Annotated in this window: 17 protein-coding genes and 1 pseudogene; 16 read left to right on the top strand and 2 right to left on the bottom strand. The window is 73.0% G+C overall.

Annotated elements, in window-relative coordinates:
• Positions 1-99: 99 nt before the first annotated feature.
• The gene (locus WD250_05255; protein ID MEX2619608.1) at positions 100-2,013 is read right to left on the bottom strand and encodes a SpoIIE family protein phosphatase; all 1,914 of its coding nucleotides are present in this window, start codon (positions 2,011-2,013) and stop codon (positions 100-102) included.
• Between the two features lie 252 nt (positions 2,014-2,265).
• On the opposite strand from WD250_05255, the pseudogene WD250_05260 reads away from it, so the two are divergent.
• The 6 genes and pseudogenes from WD250_05260 (at position 2,266) to WD250_05285 (ending at position 8,116) form a co-directional block, all read left to right on the top strand.
• Positions 2,266-2,982, top strand: a pseudogene (locus WD250_05260) (redox-sensing transcriptional repressor Rex).
• Positions 2,979-3,662 (top strand): NAD(P)-dependent oxidoreductase, encoded by a 684-nt coding sequence (locus tag WD250_05265; protein ID MEX2619609.1) that lies wholly within the window; start codon positions 2,979-2,981, stop codon positions 3,660-3,662. The pseudogene WD250_05260 and the gene WD250_05265 overlap by 4 nt, the downstream one beginning before the upstream one ends.
• Complete coding sequence (locus WD250_05270; GenBank protein MEX2619610.1) at positions 3,638-4,924, top strand: glutamyl-tRNA reductase; 1,287 nt, start codon at positions 3,638-3,640, stop codon at positions 4,922-4,924. The genes WD250_05265 and WD250_05270 overlap by 25 nt, the downstream gene beginning before the upstream one ends.
• Before the next feature lie 22 nt (positions 4,925-4,946).
• Complete coding sequence (gene hemC / locus WD250_05275; protein MEX2619611.1) at positions 4,947-5,933, top strand: hydroxymethylbilane synthase; 987 nt, start codon at positions 4,947-4,949, stop codon at positions 5,931-5,933.
• Positions 5,930-7,498 carry a uroporphyrinogen-III C-methyltransferase gene (cobA, locus tag WD250_05280; protein MEX2619612.1) on the top strand — a complete coding sequence of 523 codons (1,569 nt, stop codon included), beginning with the start codon at positions 5,930-5,932 and terminating at the stop codon, positions 7,496-7,498. The genes hemC and cobA overlap by 4 nt, the downstream gene beginning before the upstream one ends.
• 171 nt (positions 7,499-7,669) lie before the next feature.
• Complete coding sequence (locus WD250_05285; protein MEX2619613.1) at positions 7,670-8,116, top strand: DUF6036 family nucleotidyltransferase; 447 nt, start codon at positions 7,670-7,672, stop codon at positions 8,114-8,116.
• Positions 8,117-8,201: 85 nt separating this feature from the next.
• Here WD250_05285 and WD250_05290 read toward each other — a convergent pair whose 3' ends face one another.
• Positions 8,202-8,390 (bottom strand): hypothetical protein, encoded by a 189-nt coding sequence (locus WD250_05290; GenBank protein ID MEX2619614.1) that lies wholly within the window; start codon positions 8,388-8,390, stop codon positions 8,202-8,204.
• Between the two features lie 34 nt (positions 8,391-8,424).
• Here WD250_05290 and hemB point away from each other — a divergent pair, with 34 nt between their 5' ends.
• From hemB to WD250_05340, 10 genes are all read left to right on the top strand, one after another.
• The gene (gene hemB / locus WD250_05295) at positions 8,425-9,414 is read left to right on the top strand and encodes a porphobilinogen synthase (GenBank protein ID MEX2619615.1); all 990 of its coding nucleotides are present in this window, start codon (positions 8,425-8,427) and stop codon (positions 9,412-9,414) included.
• Between the two features lie 189 nt (positions 9,415-9,603).
• Positions 9,604-10,602 (top strand): aldo/keto reductase, encoded by a 999-nt coding sequence (locus tag WD250_05300; protein ID MEX2619616.1) that lies wholly within the window; start codon positions 9,604-9,606, stop codon positions 10,600-10,602.
• Positions 10,602-11,891, top strand: a complete 1,290-nt coding sequence (hemL, locus tag WD250_05305) for a glutamate-1-semialdehyde 2,1-aminomutase (protein MEX2619617.1) — start codon at positions 10,602-10,604, stop codon at positions 11,889-11,891. The genes WD250_05300 and hemL overlap by 1 nt, the downstream gene beginning before the upstream one ends.
• 48 nt (positions 11,892-11,939) lie before the next feature.
• Positions 11,940-12,554 (top strand): TlpA disulfide reductase family protein, encoded by a 615-nt coding sequence (locus tag WD250_05310; protein ID MEX2619618.1) that lies wholly within the window; start codon positions 11,940-11,942, stop codon positions 12,552-12,554.
• A gap of 93 nt (positions 12,555-12,647) precedes the next feature.
• Positions 12,648-13,112 carry a hypothetical protein gene (locus WD250_05315; GenBank protein ID MEX2619619.1) on the top strand — a complete coding sequence of 155 codons (465 nt, stop codon included), beginning with the start codon at positions 12,648-12,650 and terminating at the stop codon, positions 13,110-13,112.
• 65 nt (positions 13,113-13,177) lie between these two features.
• Positions 13,178-13,522 carry a 4Fe-4S binding protein gene (locus WD250_05320; protein ID MEX2619620.1) on the top strand — a complete coding sequence of 115 codons (345 nt, stop codon included), beginning with the start codon at positions 13,178-13,180 and terminating at the stop codon, positions 13,520-13,522.
• A gap of 19 nt (positions 13,523-13,541) precedes the next feature.
• Entirely contained in the window at positions 13,542-14,309 is a 768-nt protein-coding gene (extP, locus tag WD250_05325) for a selenite/tellurite reduction operon b-type cytochrome ExtP (protein ID MEX2619621.1), read from the top strand.
• 54 nt (positions 14,310-14,363) lie between these two features.
• Positions 14,364-15,209 (top strand): hypothetical protein, encoded by an 846-nt coding sequence (locus WD250_05330; GenBank protein ID MEX2619622.1) that lies wholly within the window; start codon positions 14,364-14,366, stop codon positions 15,207-15,209.
• A gap of 11 nt (positions 15,210-15,220) precedes the next feature.
• The gene (locus tag WD250_05335) at positions 15,221-16,021 is read left to right on the top strand and encodes a Rieske 2Fe-2S domain-containing protein (GenBank protein MEX2619623.1); all 801 of its coding nucleotides are present in this window, start codon (positions 15,221-15,223) and stop codon (positions 16,019-16,021) included.
• 40 nt (positions 16,022-16,061) lie between these two features.
• Positions 16,062-17,043 (top strand): c-type cytochrome (locus tag WD250_05340; GenBank protein MEX2619624.1); only part of this gene is annotated, 982 nt, incomplete at its 3' end.

Genomic DNA, 17,043 nt, shown 5'->3' on the forward strand with positions numbered 1-17,043 from the left:
GGTGGTGGTGTGGCCGGGCCACGTGCCCGGGGGAGTCGCCGGGCCACGCGGCCACTGTGTGGGTGGTGGTGTGGCCGGGCCATCCGTCCGGGGACGGGGTCAGTCCCGGGGCTGACGCAGCACCACCATGGCCATGTCGTCGGCGGGGGGCGCGGCACCGAAGGTCAGCGCCGCGTGCTGCAGCTTCTCGGCGAGCACGTCGGCGGAGGCGTCGGCGAGCCCGCTCAGCACGGCTGGCAGGTCGTCCTCGAAGTAGGCGTCCCCCGCACGGCGCTCGCTGACGCCGTCGGTGTAGAAGACCAGCGCATCACCGGGCCGCAGGCGCACGGTCCGCTCGGTCAGCGCCGGGGCGTCGAAGACCCCGAGCAGGGGACCGGGCTCGCCCACCGCCGTCACGGTGCCGTCGGCCCCCACCAGCATGGCCAGCGGGTGCCCGGCATTGCACAGCGTCACACTGGTGACGTCCTCGCCCGGGATGACTCCGGCCAGGCACACGGTGGCGAAGCGCGGCTCCATGGCCTCGTCGTCGGTGTGCTCGGCGTCGGCGCGCAGCAGCATCGTGTTCAGGTCCGCCAGGATCCGCCGCGGGCTGCGGCTGTGCAGGGCCGCGCACCGGATGGTGTGCCGGGCCAGACCGGTGACGGCCGAGGACGCCACCCCCTTGCCGCACACGTCGCCGATGGCGAGTATCCACCGCCCGCCCCGACCGGCGAACAGGTCGTAGAAGTCCCCGCCCACCTCCACGCCCGCACCCGCGGCGCGGTAGCGCACGGCGACCTCCAGTCCGGGGACTTCGGGCAGCCGGGCGGGCAGCAGGCTCTGCTGCAGCTCGTCAGCGACCGCGCTGCGCTCCGCGTAGGCCTGCGCGTGGGAGACGGCGACGGCGGCGCGGCCGGCGACCTCCCGCAGGAGGGCGACGTGCTCCTGGTCGAGGGAGCGCTGCCGGCTGTTGGCGCACGCCATGGCGCCCACGACCCGCCCGCGGATGCGCAGGGGGACCACGGCGCCCGAGCCGAGCTCCACGGCGCGCAGCAGCGCCAGGTGGTCGGCGTTCTCGGCGAGGTCGCGCAATAGCGCGTCGGTGACGTCCTCGAAGACCTGGGTCTGCCCGGTGCGCATCACCAGCCCCGCGCCCGCCGGGGCGGACAGCCGCACCGGCCATCGCCGTTGCAGCTCCTCGACCAGGGCCACCCGCTCGGGGTCCTGGTGGCTGACGGCGACCGGCAGGGGCTCCCCGCGATCGTCGCGCAGGTACACCACACACCAGTCGGCCAGCCGCGGGACCACGGTGTCGGCCAGCCGCTTGAGGGTCTCGTCCAGGTCCAGCGTGGCCCCGAGGACCCGTGAGGCCTCGGCGAGGAACGCCAGCTGGCCGGCGGTCTTCTCGGCCTTGCGGCGGGCCTGCGCCTCCGCATCGTAGAGCCGGGCACGGTCCACGGCCTGGGCGAGCTGCCCGGCGACCGCGTCGATGAACGACAGGGCGTCGTCGCTGAGCTGGTGCGGCCCCGCCCAGGTCAGGCCGATGCTGCCGATGACCCGGTCGGTCACGATCAACGGCCACGCGCCGAGGGCCCGGTCCCGCAGCACGGGGACCAGCTGCTCGATCCCGGGGTTGTCGGCCACGGTGCTGGCCCTGTCGGGGTAGAACACGCGTCGCCGCCGGCGCACCGCCAACGCCAGGGGCAACGGTGAGTCGACGTCGAACTGGCGCAGCGACTCCACGATCGACGCCTGGTAGCCGATGGCGCCCCGCACGTGCAGCATCCCCGCCGTGTCGTCGAGGAGGGCGGTGGCCGCGCCGTCGCCGTCCACGCCGGCGACCAGCTCGGTGAGGACGACGTCGAGGGCCGCGTCGGCCGTCGCGGCCTGCGACAGCGCCGCGGTGATGCGCTGCAGCGCCATCGCCCGGTCGCGGGCAGCCACCAGCGTGGCCATGTCGTCGGTCGCCCCATCAAGCGCACGGGCAGCGGTGGGCTCGGCGCCGGGCCGTTCGGATCCCCGGTCGCGACCCATCGTGTCCCTGCTCTCGGTCTGGCCATCTGTCACCATGCGGCTCCGGGGACACGGGAGGCCGCGGGACTTCGATGGGTGGATGGACGTCCGCGATGACCATGGTTCCGTGCTCGATGGCCGGCGTCAAGCCTCGCGCCCGACCAACTCCCCCGACCAACCCCGTGGGGGTCCCGCGGCCTTTGAGCCGCGACAGCACCGCACGTACCATTGTGAAAGGCGGGCGCGGCCCGCACGTGGCGAGGACGGCAAGGAGACCCGGTGTCCCGGCAGATCCCCTACGCGAGCGTGGCCCGTCTGCCGGTCTACCTGCGGGCGCTCGTGGACATGGCCGAGGTCGGGACCCACACCGTGTCGAGCGACTCCCTGGCCAGCGCTGCTGGCGTCAACTCCGCCAAGATCCGCAAGGATCTGTCCTATCTCGGCTCCTACGGCACCCGGGGGGTGGGCTACGACGTCGAGTACCTCATCCACCAGATCAGCCGCGAGCTCGGGCTCACCCAGGACTGGGCCGTGTGCCTGGTCGGCATCGGCAACCTCGGCCGCGCCCTGGCGGAGTACAGCGGGTTCGAGCAGCGGGGCTTTCGCATCGCGGCGCTGCTCGACGCCGACCGTGACAAGGTGGGGCGCAGCCTCGCGGGGTTGGTCGTCGAGCACGTCGACGACATCGAGCGGGTGGTCAAGGAGCACGAGATCTCCATCGGCGTGCTGGCCGTGCCCGGCGGCGTGGCCCAGGACGTCGCCGATCGGCTCGTGGCCGCCGGCATCACGTCGATCCTGAACTTCGCGCCGACCGTCCTGAACGTCCCCGACGGCGTGAGCCTGCGCAAGGTCGACCTGTCGATCGAGCTGCAGATCCTGTCCTTCTACGAGCAGCGCCGGGCCGCCGAGGAGTCGGTGCGACGCGGCACCGCCCGTGCCCGGCTCGCCGCGGTCGTCGACGACCCGGACCGGCCAGGCCGCCCGGAGTGAGCGCCGGGGTCCCGCTGGCGGTCGACGTGGCGGGCCGGCGGGTCGTGGCCGTCGGAGCCGGACCGGTGGCGGCCGCCAAGACCGCGCCGTTGCTGGACGCGGGGGCCGCGCTCACCGTGGTGGCACCCGACGCCGTCGGCGAGATCCGCGAGGCCGCCGGGGCCCGCCGGCTGGTCTGGCACGCGCGCACCTACGCCCCGGGCGACCTGGCTGGCGCCTTCCTGGTCGTGGCCGCCACCGCCGAGGGGGCGGTCAACGCCCGCGTCGCCGCCGACGCCGCGGCACAGGCCACCTTCTGTGTGCGCACCGACCGGCCCGCCCCCGACGCCGACGCCGCGTCCGACGACGCGCACGGCACGGCCGCGCTGCTCGGCACCGTGCGCCACGGCGACTTCATGGTGGCGGTGTCGACGGGGGGGCGGGTCCCCGCGGTGGCACGCCACGTGCGCGTCGACCTCAGCGCCCGGTACGGGCCGGAGTACGGGGCGCTGGTCGAGCTGCTCGCCGACCTGCGCGCCGCTCCCGACGTGCGCCGGCGGCTGGAGCACCTCGACGGCGGTGCCCGGCGCGCCGCTTGGCGCTCGCTGCCGATGGCCGATATCCTGAAGGCGTTGCGCAATGGCGACGACCCATCTGCGAGAGAACTGGCGCTGGCGTGTCTTTGCTCGTCCTCGGACTGAACTACAAGACGGCCCCCGTCGGGCTCCTCGAGCGGGTCGCAGTCGCCCACGAGGACATCCCCAAGGCGCTGACCTCCCTGGCCCAGCGCGAGCACGTGCTCGAAGCGGTCGTGCTGTCCACGTGCAACCGCGTCGAGGTCTACGCCGCGGTCTCCCGCTTCCACGGGGGGCTCGCCGACCTGCGGCGCTTCTTCTCGGAGTGGAGCGGCGTGGCGCCGGAGGACTTCGTCGACCTCACCTACGACCACTACGACCACCAGGCGGCCACCCACCTGTTCGGCGTCACCGCCGGGCTGGACTCCATGGTGGTCGGCGAGCGGCAGATCCAGCTGCAGGTCAAGCAGGCGTTCGCCGAGGCCGAGGCCGAGGGCACCGCCGGACGGATGCTGTCGGCGCTGTTCCGCCGCGCGCTGAAGGTCGGCAAGGAAGCCCGCCGCGAGACCGGCATCTCCTCCGGCGCATCCTCCATGGTCGACGTCGGACTCGAGGCCGCCCGCCAGGTGCTGGGCGACCTCGAGGGACGCACCGTCCTGGTCGTGGGGGCCGGCAAGATGGGGGGGATGGGCGCTGACCGCCTCGCCGGCACGGCCGAGCGCATCCTCGTGGCCAACCGCACACCCGACAAGGCCGAGCGCCTGGCCGCGAAGGTCGGCGGGCAGGTCGTGGCACTGGGGGGTCTGGCCGAGGGGCTCGCCGCCGCCGACCTGGTGCTGTGCTCCACGGGCGCCTCCAGCCCGGTGGTCGACCACGACATGGTCCGCGACGCCATGGCCGCCCGGCCCGACCGCCCCCTGGTGCTGGTCGATCTCGCGGTGCCGCGCGACGTGGACGCGGCCTGTGCGGGCCTGCCCGGCGTCACGGTCCTGGACATCGACGCGATCCGCGTGGTGACCGACACCCCGGCGACGTCCGCGCCGGACGGGGAGCAGGCGGGGGGGCTGCCGGCCGAGATCGCCAAGGGGCGGGCCATCGTGGCGGCCGAGGCAGAGCGCTTCGCCGCCTGGACGCGCAGCGTCCGGGTCGAGCCCACCATCGCGGCGCTGCGCGCGCGCGCGGAGGAGGTGCGCGAGGCCGAGGTGCGGCGGCACGGCGCCCGCCTCGGCGACCTCGACGCGGGTCAGCAGGCCGTCGTGGACGCGCTCACCCGCCGGATCGTCAACACCTTGCTGCACACGCCGACGGTCCGGCTGAAGGCGGCCGCCGACCGCGGTGACGACGCGCACGGCGCGGCCCTGCGCGAGCTGTTCGACCTGCCCGAGTAGATCCTCTCGAGAAGGGCGCCCCGTGCTGCGCATCGCCACGCGGCGTTCCGCTCTTGCGCGCGCGCAGTCCCACCAGACCGGTCAGCTGCTCGCGGCGCGCGCCGGCACCGAGTTCACGTTGGTGGCGATGGCCACCACCGGCGACCTCCAATCCGACCGTGCCATCGGTGAGTTCGACGTGAAGGGCCTGTTCGTCGACACGATCCGCGCGGCGTTGCGGGCCGGCGACGTCGACCTGGCGATCCACTCCTACAAGGACCTGCCGAGCGACCCGGTTGCGGGGCTGGTCATCGGGGCGGTGCCCGAGCGCGAGGACCCCCGGGACCTGCTCGTCACCCGCGACGGCCGGGGCCTTGCCGCCCTGGCCGCGACGGCGACGGTGGGCACCAGCTCGGAGCGCCGGCGGGTGCAGCTGCTGCGGGCCCGGCCGAGCCTGCAGGTGCTGGCGGTGCGGGGCAACCTCGACACGCGCCTGCGCAAGGTGGCCGACGGCGAGTACGACGCGGTGGTCGTGGCGTTCGCCGGCCTCCGGCGGCTGTACGTGCCGGAGGCCGACGGCGGGGTCGGTGCCCTCGGCCTGCCGCTGAAGGCGGTGCCACTGGAGGCGGGGGAGGTGCTGTCGGCGCCCGCGCAGGGCGCGCTGGCGGTGGAGTGCCGCCAGCAGGACGAGGTCGCCCTGGCGGCCTGCGCCCAGATCGACCATGACGCCACACACCGCACGGTGCGTGCCGAGCGGGCGTTCCTGCGACGGCTCGGTGGCGGCTGCCTCGCCCCGGTCGGCGCCCTGGCCACCCTGTCGCCGGCACAGGGCGGACAGCGCCTGGAGCTGCTCGGCATGCTGGGCGACCCCGGCCGCCGGCGGGTGCTGCGGATGTCCGACACCGGGCCCGAGGACCAGCCCGAGGCGCTCGGCGCGTCGCTCGCCGACCAGATGGTCGCTGCCGGCGGGGCCGAGCTGCTCGACGCGATCACCGCGGCCCGCGCGTCCGCTCCCGAGACCCACCCGTGAGCGTGCCGTTCGGCGGGCCGCCGGCCACGGGCGGGACCGTCCACCTGGTGGGCGGGGGCCCGGGCGACCCGGGGCTGCTCGGTCTGCGCGCCGCGCAGCTGCTCGCCACGGCGACGGTCGTGGCCTACGACCGGCTCGCCCCGCCCGAGGCGCTGACGCTGTGCCCCGAGGCCTGCGCGCGCGTGTACGTCGGCAAGCTGCCCGACCGCCACGCGCTGTCCCAGGAGGAGATCAACGCCCTGCTGGTCGAGCGCGCGCTCGCCGGCGAGGCGGTCGTGCGGCTGAAGGGCGGTGACCCGTTCGTGCTCGGGCGGGGCTCGGAGGAGGCGGCGGCGTGCGTCGCGGCGGGTGTCCCCTTCGAGGTGGTGCCGGCGGTGACCGCCGGGGTGGCGGTGCCCGCGTACGCGGGCATCCCGGTCACCCACCGCGGCGTGGCACCGGCCTTCGCGGTCGTCACCGGCCACGAGGACCCGACCAAGCCCGACACCCAGGTCGACTACGACGCCCTCGCGGCCTTTCCCGGGACGCTGCTGCTGTACATGGGGGTCGGGCGCCTGCCTGAGATCGCCGCCGCGCTGGTGGCCGCGGGCAAGCCGGCCTCCACGCCCGTCGCGGTGGTGCGCTGGGGCACCACGCCGCGCCAGGAGACGCTGACCGGGACGCTGGACGACATCGCCACGCGCGTCGCGGCCACCGGGTTCGCCAACCCCGCGATCATCGTCGTGGGCGACGTGGTGGCGCTGCGCGACCAGATCGGCTGGTTCGAGCCCGAGCAGGCACCGTGGGTCCGCGCGCGCCGGCCGCTGCACGGCGTGTCGGTGCTGGTGCCCCGGACCCGCCACCAGGCCTCGGAGCTGTCGGGACGTCTGCGCGCGCTCGGGGCCGAGCCCGTCGAGGCGCCGACGATCACCATCGAGCCGACGCGGGACCCCGAGCGGCTGCGCGCCTGCCTGGCGCGGGTCGCCGCCGGTGCGTGGGACTGGCTGGCGCTGACCTCGGCCAACGGCGTCGCGGGTCTGTGGGAGCAGGTCGAGGCGCTGGGCCTCGACGCCCGCCTGTTCGCCGGCGTGCGCATCGCCGCGGTCGGCCCCGGTACCGCCGACGCGCTGGCCGGGCGCGGGCTGCGCGCGGATGTCGTGCCCGACCGCTTCACCACGCGGGGCCTGGCCGACGCGCTCGTCGCCGGCCACCAGCCCGCGCGGATCCTGCTGGCCCGCGCCGACCTCGCCACGCCGGCGCTGACCGAGGCCCTCGACGCGGCCGGCTGGGACACCACCGAGGTCGAGGCCTACCGCACCGCCCCCGCTGCGGGCCTGCCCCTGCCGGTGCGGGAGCGGCTGGCCGCGGGCGACATCGACGTGGCGGCGTTCGCGTCGTCCTCGACGGTGCGCAACTTCGTCGCCCTGGTCGGGGGCGAGGTGGCCCCGGCCCTGCGCGTCGCCTCGATCGGACCGGTGACGTCGGCGACCTGCCGCGAGCTCGGCCTGCGGGTGGACGCCGAGGCCGACCCGCACGACCTCGACGGGCTGGTTGCGGCAGTGGTCGCCGCCGCAACCTCCCGGTAGGTCAGGCCGGCCAGCCGGTATCATGGCCCCCTATGGATCGTGTCGCGCGCATCGTGGTCCGAAAGCAGCTCGGCGAGCGCGACGACGCCACCACGTACTGGCGGAGCGTGCCCGCCGCCGAACGCGTCGCCCACGTGGAGGAGCTCCGGCGGCGCCATCACGGGTGGGACGATGGAGCTCGACCACAACTTCAGCGAGTTCATCGCGTCGTTGCGCGTCCATGACGTGCGCTTCCTCGTCGTCGGCGGCTACGCCGTCGCGTTCCATGGCCACCCCCGCTACACCGGCGACCTCGACGTATGGCTCCTGGTCGACGACGCCAACGCCCGGGCGGTCCTCGCCGCGCTGGAGGATTTCGGCTTCGGGGACGTCGGCCTCACCGTCGAGGACTTCAGCACGCCCGGCCGGGTCGTGCAGCTCGGGTACCCACCGCTGCGCATCGACCTGCTGACCTCGATCGACGGGGTCGACTTCGCCGAGGCCTATGACCGCCGCATCGAGGCCGCCCTCAGCCGCGTGTCGGTCCCGTTCATCTCGCTGGAGGATCTCCGACGCAACAAGGCGGCGAGCGGCCGGTGGCAGGACCGTGCGGACCTCGAGGCGCTCGGCGACGACTGACCGGTGCTCAGCCGGGGTCGACTACCGGATCCTCGAGTTTCGGGGGTGCCGAGCCGTCCTCGCCGGGCGGGGGGGGCGGGTCGGGTCACGACCCGTTGACGCCGAACCACAGGTACAGGCCCGCGAGCACGACGGGGATCATCGCGAGCTTGATGGCGAGCTTCGCCGCTTTGACCATCACGAGCACCGCGACGACGAGCACCACGATCCCCAGGGTTGTGTCGACGCCGCCGAGGCGGTCGACCAGGCCGTTCAGCTCCTCCATGATGTCCATGGCGCCCTACCGTATCGGGACTATCCTCGACGGTATGCCATCCGCGCCCTTCCCGACCGGCCGGCCGCGGCGCCTGCGGCGCACGCCGGCCCTGCGCGGCCTGGTGCGCGAGACGCGGCTGCATCCCGAGCAGCTGGTGGCGCCGCTGTTCGTCAAGCAGGGCCTTACCGAGCCGGCGGCCGTCGGCTCGATGCCCGGGGTGGTGCAGCACACCCTCGACAGCCTGAGAACCGAGGCCAAGGAGCTGCGGGCCGCCGGCGTGCGCGCCCTGCTGGTGTTCGGGGTGCCGGCCCGCAAGGACGCCCAGGGCAGCGAGGCGTGGAACCCCGACGGGGTCGTGCAGCGCGCGCTGCGGGCGCTGCGCGACGACCACGGCGACGACGTGGTGCTGCTGGCCGACACCTGCCTGGACGAGTACACCGACCACGGCCACTGCGGCCCGCTGCGCCCCGACGGCAGCGTCGACAACGACGCCGCGCTGGCGTCCTACGCGCGGGCCGCGGTCAGCCAGGCCGCCGCCGGCGCGGACCTGGTCGCCCCCTCGGGGATGATGGACGGGCAGGTGGACGCGATCCGCGCGGCGCTGGACGACGCCGGCCACGCCGAGGCGGTCGGCGTCATGAGCTATTGCACGAAGTACGCCTCGGCGTTCTACGGGCCGTTCCGCGACGCCGCCGAGTGCGCCCCCTCGTTCGGGGACCGCGCCAGCTACCAGCTCGACCCGAGCAACGCCGACGAGGGCGTGCGCGAGGCCCTGGCCGACGTCGCCGAGGGCGCCGACGTGCTGCTCGTCAAGCCCGCCGTGGCCTACCTGGACCTCGTCTGGCGCGTGCAGCAGGCCACCGGGCTGCCCCTGGCCGCCTACCACGTGTCCGGGGAGTACGCGATGGTGCACGCCGCCGCCGACCGCGGCTGGATCGACGGTGACGCGGTGATGGACGAGACGCTGCGGTCCATCCACCGCGCCGGCGCCGACCTGCTCATCACCTACGCCGCCGGGTGGATGGCCCGGCGCCTGCACTGACCGTTCGCGCGCGAGCCGCGGGAAAGTCGAGGGCCCTCAGGGAGCCGGTGTGGTGCACGGGGGTCGCTGGGGCGAGCTTTCCCGCGCCGGCGCGGGAAAGTCGAGGGGGCAGCCGCCACGGCCGCGCCGGCTCGGCACGGCGATAGGATCGTTGGCCGGACAGCACCGAACGTCATCGAGGAGCAGACCATGCGCTACCGCCAGCTCGCCCCCGGCATCGAGGTCAGCGAGGTCGGCTTCGGCAACTGGACGATGACCACGGGCTGGTGGGGGGAGTACACGAAGGAGCAGGCCATCGACCTGCACCGCGCGGCCTTCGACGCGGGGATCACCTTCTTCGACACCTCCAACGCCTACGCGGAGGGCTACGCCGAGCAGGTGCTGGCCGAGGCGCTCGGGGGCGTGCGCGAGCAGATCGTGATCGGCACCAAGTTCGGCTACGACCTGGAGGCGACCGACACGCGCCGCGGCCAGCAGGAACGACCGCACAAGACCGACATCGCCAGCGTCCGCCGCGACCTCGACGCGAGCCTGCGCCGCCTCGGCACCGACCGCGTCGACGTCTACCAGCTGCACAACCCGCGCCTGGCCCACCTCGACGACGACGCGCTGTTCGCCTTCCTCGACGAGGCGCGCCAGGCGGGCAAGATCCGCAGCTACGGCATGGCGCTGGGGCCCAAGATCGGCTGGCGCGACGAGGGCGTGCACGGCATGCGCACCCGTGACCTCGCCGCCGTGCAGATGATCTACAACATCCTGGAGCAGGACCCCGGCCGCGACCTGCTGGCCGCCGCCCGCGAGACCGACACCAGGATGATCGTGCGCGTGCCCCACTCCAGCGGCCTGCTCGAGGGCAACCTCACCGCCGACCACGTCTTCCCGGCCGGCGACCACCGCCGGCACCGGCCGCGCAGCTGGCTGGTCGAGGGGGTGCAGAAGGTCGCCGCCCTGGACTTCCTCGCAGGGGGGCGCACGCTCGGGCAGGCGGCGCTGCGTTGGATCCTCGCCGACGAGCAGGTCGCCACCACTCTGCCGAACATCTACTCGCGCGCCGAGATCGACGAGTTCGCCGCCGCCGCCGACGTGGCCGACCTCACCGCCGGGGAGCTCGACCGTATCGCCGCCCTGTACGCGGACAACTTCGGTGTCACGCCGGAGGCGGACCGCACCACCAAGGTCAACGCCTAGTGGGACGCCCGGCGCTGTCCGAGGCGCTGTACGCCCGCGCCCAGGCGGTCATCCCCGGTGGGGTCAGCTCCCCGGTCCGCGCATTCCGCGCAGTCGGCGGCACGCCCCGGTTCATGGCGTCGGGGTCTGGGGCCACCATCACCGACGTCGACGGCACGGCCTACCGCGACTACGTGCTGAGCTGGGGGCCGCTGATCGCCGGGCACGCCCACCCCGCCGTGGTCACCGCCGCCCGTGACGCCCTCGAACGCGGCTCCAGCTTCGGGGCGCCGACCGCGGCGGAGGTCGAGCTCGCCGAGGAGATCCGTGGCCGCTATCCCGCAGCGGAGCGGGTGCGCCTGGTCTCCAGCGGCACCGAGGCCGGGATGAGCGTGCTGCGGGTCGCCCGCGCCGCCACCGGCCGCGCGAAGGTCGTGAAGTTCGCCGGCCACTACCACGGCCACGCCGACGCACTGCTCGCCGAGGCCGGCAGCGGCGTCGCGACCCTCGGGCTGCCCGACTCGCCGGGGGTGACCGCCGGGGCGGTCGCCGACACCCTCGTGGTCGGCTGGAACGACCGGGCCGGCGTGGAGGCGGTCTTCGCCGAGCACGGGGAGGACATCGCCGTGCTCGTCTGCGAACCCGTCGCCGCCAACATGGGCGTCGTCCCCCCCGAGGCCGGCTTCCTCGCCTTCCTGCGCGAGATCACGGCCCGCCACGGGGCCCTGCTGTGCTTCGACGAGGTCATGACCGGGTTCCGCGTCGCGCGCGGCGGCGCGGCCGAGCTGTCCGGCGTCACCCCGGACCTGGCGATGTTCGGCAAGGTGGTCGGGGGCGGGTTCCCGCTGGCGGCCCTCGGCGGGCGCGCGACCCTGATGGAGCAGCTGGCCCCGGCCGGGCCCGTGTACCAGGCGGGCACGCTGAGCGGCAACCCGGTGGCCGTGGCGGCGGGCCAGGCACAGCTGCGCCTGCTCGACGCGGCGGCGTACGCCCGGCTGGACGACGTCGCGGACCGCCTGATCGCGGGACTGTCGGCCGCGTTCGCCGCGGTGGGCCTGCCCGCGGTGGTGCAGCGTGCCGGCAGCCTGTTCAGCGTCTTCTTCGGCACCGGTGAGCCGGTCCGGGACTACCCGGGGGCCCGGGCGGCCGACCACGACCGCTACGCCGCGTTCTTCACCGGCATGCTGGCGCGCGGGCACTACCTGCCGCCGTCGGGCTACGAGGCGCTCTTCGTGAGCCTCGCCCACACCGACCAGGACGTCGAGGACACGATCACCGCCGCGGGCGCGGTGGCGGCCACCCTCGTCTAGACCCCGGGCCCGGAACCTGCCCGGAACCGGCGTCGTTACCCTGGGCGTATGGACACCGAGCCCCCGGCCACCCAACCCTCCGCCGGTGGCCGCAAGACGGTGGTGCTGAGCCTGCTGGTGGGGCTCGCGTTCGCGGCGGGCGCGCTGGGGGTCACCATGCTGGTCAGCGCCCAGGACCGCGGCGGGCCCGCCGGCAGCGCCGATGCGCCCGGGCTCGGCCCCGTCAGCGGGGCCGAGTCGATGCCCATGCCCGCCACCGAGCTCCCCGGCTTCGGTGAGGACGCGGCGCCCGTGGCGCTGGCCGCCTTCCGCGGCACGCCGCTGGTGGTCAACTTCTGGGCCAGCTGGTGCGCGCCCTGCGTCGCGGAGATGCCCGAGCTGCAGGACATGTCCGAGGCCCTCGCGGGCCGGGCCACGGTCCTCGGCGTGAACTACCGCGACCCCGACCACGACGCCGCGCGGGCGTTCGTCGACGAGCTCGCCATCACCTACGAGCTGGCGAGCGACCCCACCGGAGACTTCCTGAACGCCGTGCGCGGCATCGGGATGCCGACCACGTTGCTGGTCGACGAAGCCGGCACGATCGTGTACCGCCACACCGGCATCCTCGACGAGGAGCAGCTTTCCGACCTCATGGAGCGCTACCTGGGGATCGAGGCGTGACGCTGACCGGGCCTCGGTTGGCGGTACCCCCGCCCCACCGGGTAAAGTCCGTGCCGCGGAGAGGCGGACGGACCGACACGGAAAGGGATGTGCGTGGACTGGGTGGGTGACTTCTTCAGCGCCCTTCCCGAGGCCATGCGCGGCCTGTGGGCGTTCGGGGACGGGTGGTACGGCCTGGCGATCATGCTCGGCTACCTGGCCTTCGCCCTGCTCATGACCTTCCTGGCGTTCAAGCTGCGCCCCACCCGGGGCTGGCTGTCGTCCATCTTCGGGGTGATGGCGATCACCGTCGGCATGTTCTGGGGGTTCGGCATCCTGCCATCGGCGTGGGTGTACTTCGCCGACGGGCAGGCCGGGCTGCTGGAGGGCACCGTCATCCCGTCGGCGCTGCCCGGCGCCGACAACTTCTACCAGGTCTTCCGCGACAGCGTCGCGATGGGTCTGACGATCATGGGGATCGCCGCGTTCTGCGTCGCGGCCCTGGCCATCCAGCGTCGCTTCCCCCGAGGGCTCATGGAGGGCGAGGAGTCCGGTTCGAAGACCGGTGGTTACAAGTAGGTGGCTCTTGCGGCACCATGGGAGCCACGGGAACGCAAGCGCCGCCGACGCGATAGGACGCCGAGATGGGACTGACCGACAAGGGCCTCCACCCCGAGATCTTCGATGACTACCGGATCGAGACCGTCGACCCGAACTGGCTGCAGGAACGGGTGAAGCCCAAGCGCCACATCGGGCTGACGCCCGAGCTGTGCATCCTGTGCCGAGCCTGTGAGGACGTCTGCCCGTGGGAGTGCATCTTCATGATGTCGCCCGGGATCATCAAGGAAGCCGAGAACACCGAGGTCATGACGCTGGCGACCACCGCGAACGCGGTGTTCGTCATCGACGACAACGAGTGCACCCGCTGCTCCATCTGCGTGGAGCGCTGCCCCTCCGACGCGTTGTGGCTGGGGCGCGTCGACAACTGAGCCCGAGAGGAACGCCTGAGTGAGCAAGATCCCGTCGCCCGGCGACCTGAAGAAGAAGACGCAGGACAACGTCATCTGGCGGTCCATCTTCCGTCCGGGTTCCATCTACCGGAAGGGCTACCGAGACACGTCTCGCGACCGGGCGCTGGCCGCCATGAACAACGTGCTCTACCACCTGCACCCCGTGAAGGTGAAGCGGCACGGGCTCAAGCTCACCTACACGTACTGTCTCGGCGGGCTGAGCTTCTTCCTGTTCATCCTGCTCACCATCACCGGCATCTTCCTGATGTTCTTCTACCGCCCCGCCGCCGGTCCCGGCAACGAGCTCGCCTACATCGACATGCAGAACCTGCGGGACACGGTGGCGTTCGGCGAGCTCGTGCGCAACCTGCACCGATGGGCCGCCCACGGCATGGTGCTGACCGTCTTCCTGCACATGGCCCGCGTCTTCTACCACGGGGCCTACAAGCCGCCGCGCGAGTTCAACTGGGTGATCGGCATCATCCTGCTCGTCCTCACGCTGCTGCTGTCGTTCACCGGCTACCTGCTGCCCTGGGACCAGCTCGCCCTCTGGGCGGTGGCGGTCGGGACGAACATGGCCGGGTTCACACCGGTGTTCGGCCAACAGGTGCAGTTCGTGCTGATCGGCGGGGTCGAAGTGGGTCCGGACACGCTGCTGCGTTGGTACGTGCTGCACGTGCTGGCCTTCCCGTTCATCCTGACCCTCTTCCTGGCGGTGCACTTCTGGCGCATCCGGAAGGACGGTGGGATCTCCGGTCCGCTGTAGGGGGCCCCGGCACCAGTCCACATCAGGGTCACACCCGCCCACGAGGAGCACGGGATGGCTGAAGAAGAAGTCGAGATGGACCAGCAGGTCTACGACGACCTGATCGCGCAGGGCAAGAGCGAGCGCATCGCCCGCGCGAAGGCCAAGGCCGCCGCCATCCGTGCGAAGAAGGCGACGGAGGCCGAGGCCGGCGACGGCGGTGGCGCTGCGGCCAAGCCCGCGGCGGCTGCGACGGCCGGCGCGGGCCAGTCGGAGGCGGGCGGGACCGCTGCCGCGGGCGGTGGGGTGGCCACGCGCTCCGGCGGGGCACTGACCCCGGAAGAGCGCCAAGCCCGGGTGCAGGCTGCCCTGGCCCAGAAGGACAACGGCGGCGGCCAGCGCACCGCCAGCCGCTACGCGGGCCAGGACCACACCCACCGCCTGCTCGCGATGGTCCCCCCGACCGGCATCCAGCAGATCCGCAGCAAGCAGGAGGACAAGGTCTACACGTGGCCGCACCTGATCACCGCCGAGTTCCTCGCCCTCATGGCGGTGACGGCGTTCCTCGTGGTCTTCTCGATGCTGATGAGCGCCCCGCTGCTGGAGCTCGCCAACGCCAACGTCACCCCTGACCCGTCCAAGGCCCCGTGGTACTTCATGGGCCTGCAGGAGATGCTCGCGTACTTCCACCCGATGATCGCCGGCGTCACGATCCCGACCGTCGGGATCATCGTCGGGATGGCGCTGCCCTACATCGACAAGAACCCGTCCGTCCGGCCGGAGAATCGCAAGACCGCCATCGTCGGCTTCTCCTTCGCCCTGCTCTTCAACGCCACCCTCGTGACCGTCGGTTCGTTCTTCCGGGGGCCCGGCTTCAACTGGGTCTGGCCGTGGGTCGACGGCATGTGGTTCGTCCTGTAAGGAGCTTTGAGATGTCAACCGTCGCGCTCGTGATCCTGGCCTCCGTGGCCGGTCTGTCGGCGCTCGTCTACTGGCTGGCTCGCCGCAGCAACCCTGCGGCGTACGTGGAGACCCGTCCCGCGCTGATGCTGCGTCCGCTGTCGCCCGACTGCGAGATCGGCCGCCAGCTGCAGATGGCGTCGGCCGCCGGCCCGGCCGGCTCCGGGACCCCACCGTCGGGTGGCGGGGGGCCTGCGGGCACGCCCCCCGCGCGCAAGAAACCCACCGGCCCGTCTCGGCGCGCGTTCCTGCGCGGGTCGATGGCCTTCGGCTGGGTCGGGGTCCTGGGCGGGTTCAGCGCCGCCTCGCTGGCCTTCCTGTGGCCGGACCTGCGGGGCGGCTTCGGCGCGGTGCTCGAGGTCGACGACGAGGAGGCGATCCTCGAGGAGATCCGCGCGAACGAGGAGCCCTACGAGTTCGGCTCCGGGCGCAGCTACCTGGTGGAGTACGACGAAGCCAACGACCCCGACGGCAGCTACGCCGAGCTCACCAACGGCGCGCGGATCATGGCCCTGTTCTGGACGTGCGTCCACCTCGGGTGCAAGGTCCCGTGGTGCCAGAGCTCCCAGTGGCTGGAGTGCGGCTGCCACGGCTCGGGCTACAACCGCTGGGGCGAGTACCAGGAAGGCCCTGCGCCGCGCGGGCTGGACCGCTTCCGGACGGAGGTCGTCGACGGCGTCCTGCAGGTGGACACCTCGGAGGTCATCAGCGGGCCGTCGCGTGGTGCCGGTGTGCTCGATCAGCCGCGCGAGGGCCCGAGCTGCATTGGTTAGCCTCCCGGCCCCTGCCCCAGCGGTACGAAGGTAGACACCTGTGACGACAACGACCCTCGCGATCGGGATCCTCGCCCTTGCCGGGCTGGTGGTGTTCGGTGTCCTGATCCTGAACTCGCGGCGCTCCAAACGGGCCTACGAGGACGTGCCGCCCGCCATGCGGCCCGGCTACTCCGACGAAGAGCTCGAGAAGACCGTCATCGAGCGCTACATGGCCTGGGGGGTCGTCCTGACGCTCTTCTTCGCCGTCTTCTTCCCGATCTACTGGTTGAACGAGGACCGGCGACTGAACGCCGAGCAGCAGAGCTTCTTCGTCGAGTCGGTGGTCCGGGGCGAGGCGGACTTCGCGATGTTCTGCGCGGAGTGCCACGGGGCCGACGGTGGTGGCGGCGCCACACAGGCGCCCGACGACCCCGACAGCGCGTGGCCGGCGCCCGCGCTGACCAACATCGTCGCCCGCTACCAGGACAGCGACAACATCACCGACATCGAGGAGTTCATCAAGAGCACCATCGAGCGCGGCCGCCCCGGCACCCCCATGCCGGCATGGGGCCAGGCGCACGACGGCCCCATGGTGGACGACCAGATCGAGGACATCACCAACTGGATCCTCGCCAACCAGGTGGACGCGGAGGAGGACGGCGTCGCCGTCAGCCAGATCTCCGACGCCGAGGGGGAGAGCGGCGAGGACCTGTTCGCCAACAACTGCGCACGGTGCCACGGTGCCGAGCTGCAAGGCGGCGTGGGACCGTCGCTGACCAACGTGTTCGACCGCCACAGCGAGCAGCAGATCCTGGCCATCCTCCGCCATGGCATCCTCGTGCCGACCGGGGCGGTCATGCCGCCGTGGCAGGACGGCTACATGTACCAGGGCGCCCGCTACAGCGACGACGCCCTGCAGCGCGTCGTCGACTACCTGCGCGAGCAGCAGAGCGGCGGCGCGGACGACGAGACCGACGACGACGACGATGTCGTTGATGGCGACGACAATGATGTCGTTGATGGCGACGACAATGATGTCG

The organism is Egibacteraceae bacterium (assembly GCA_040905805.1).
Lineage (GTDB): Bacteria > Actinomycetota > Nitriliruptoria > Euzebyales > Egibacteraceae > DATLGH01.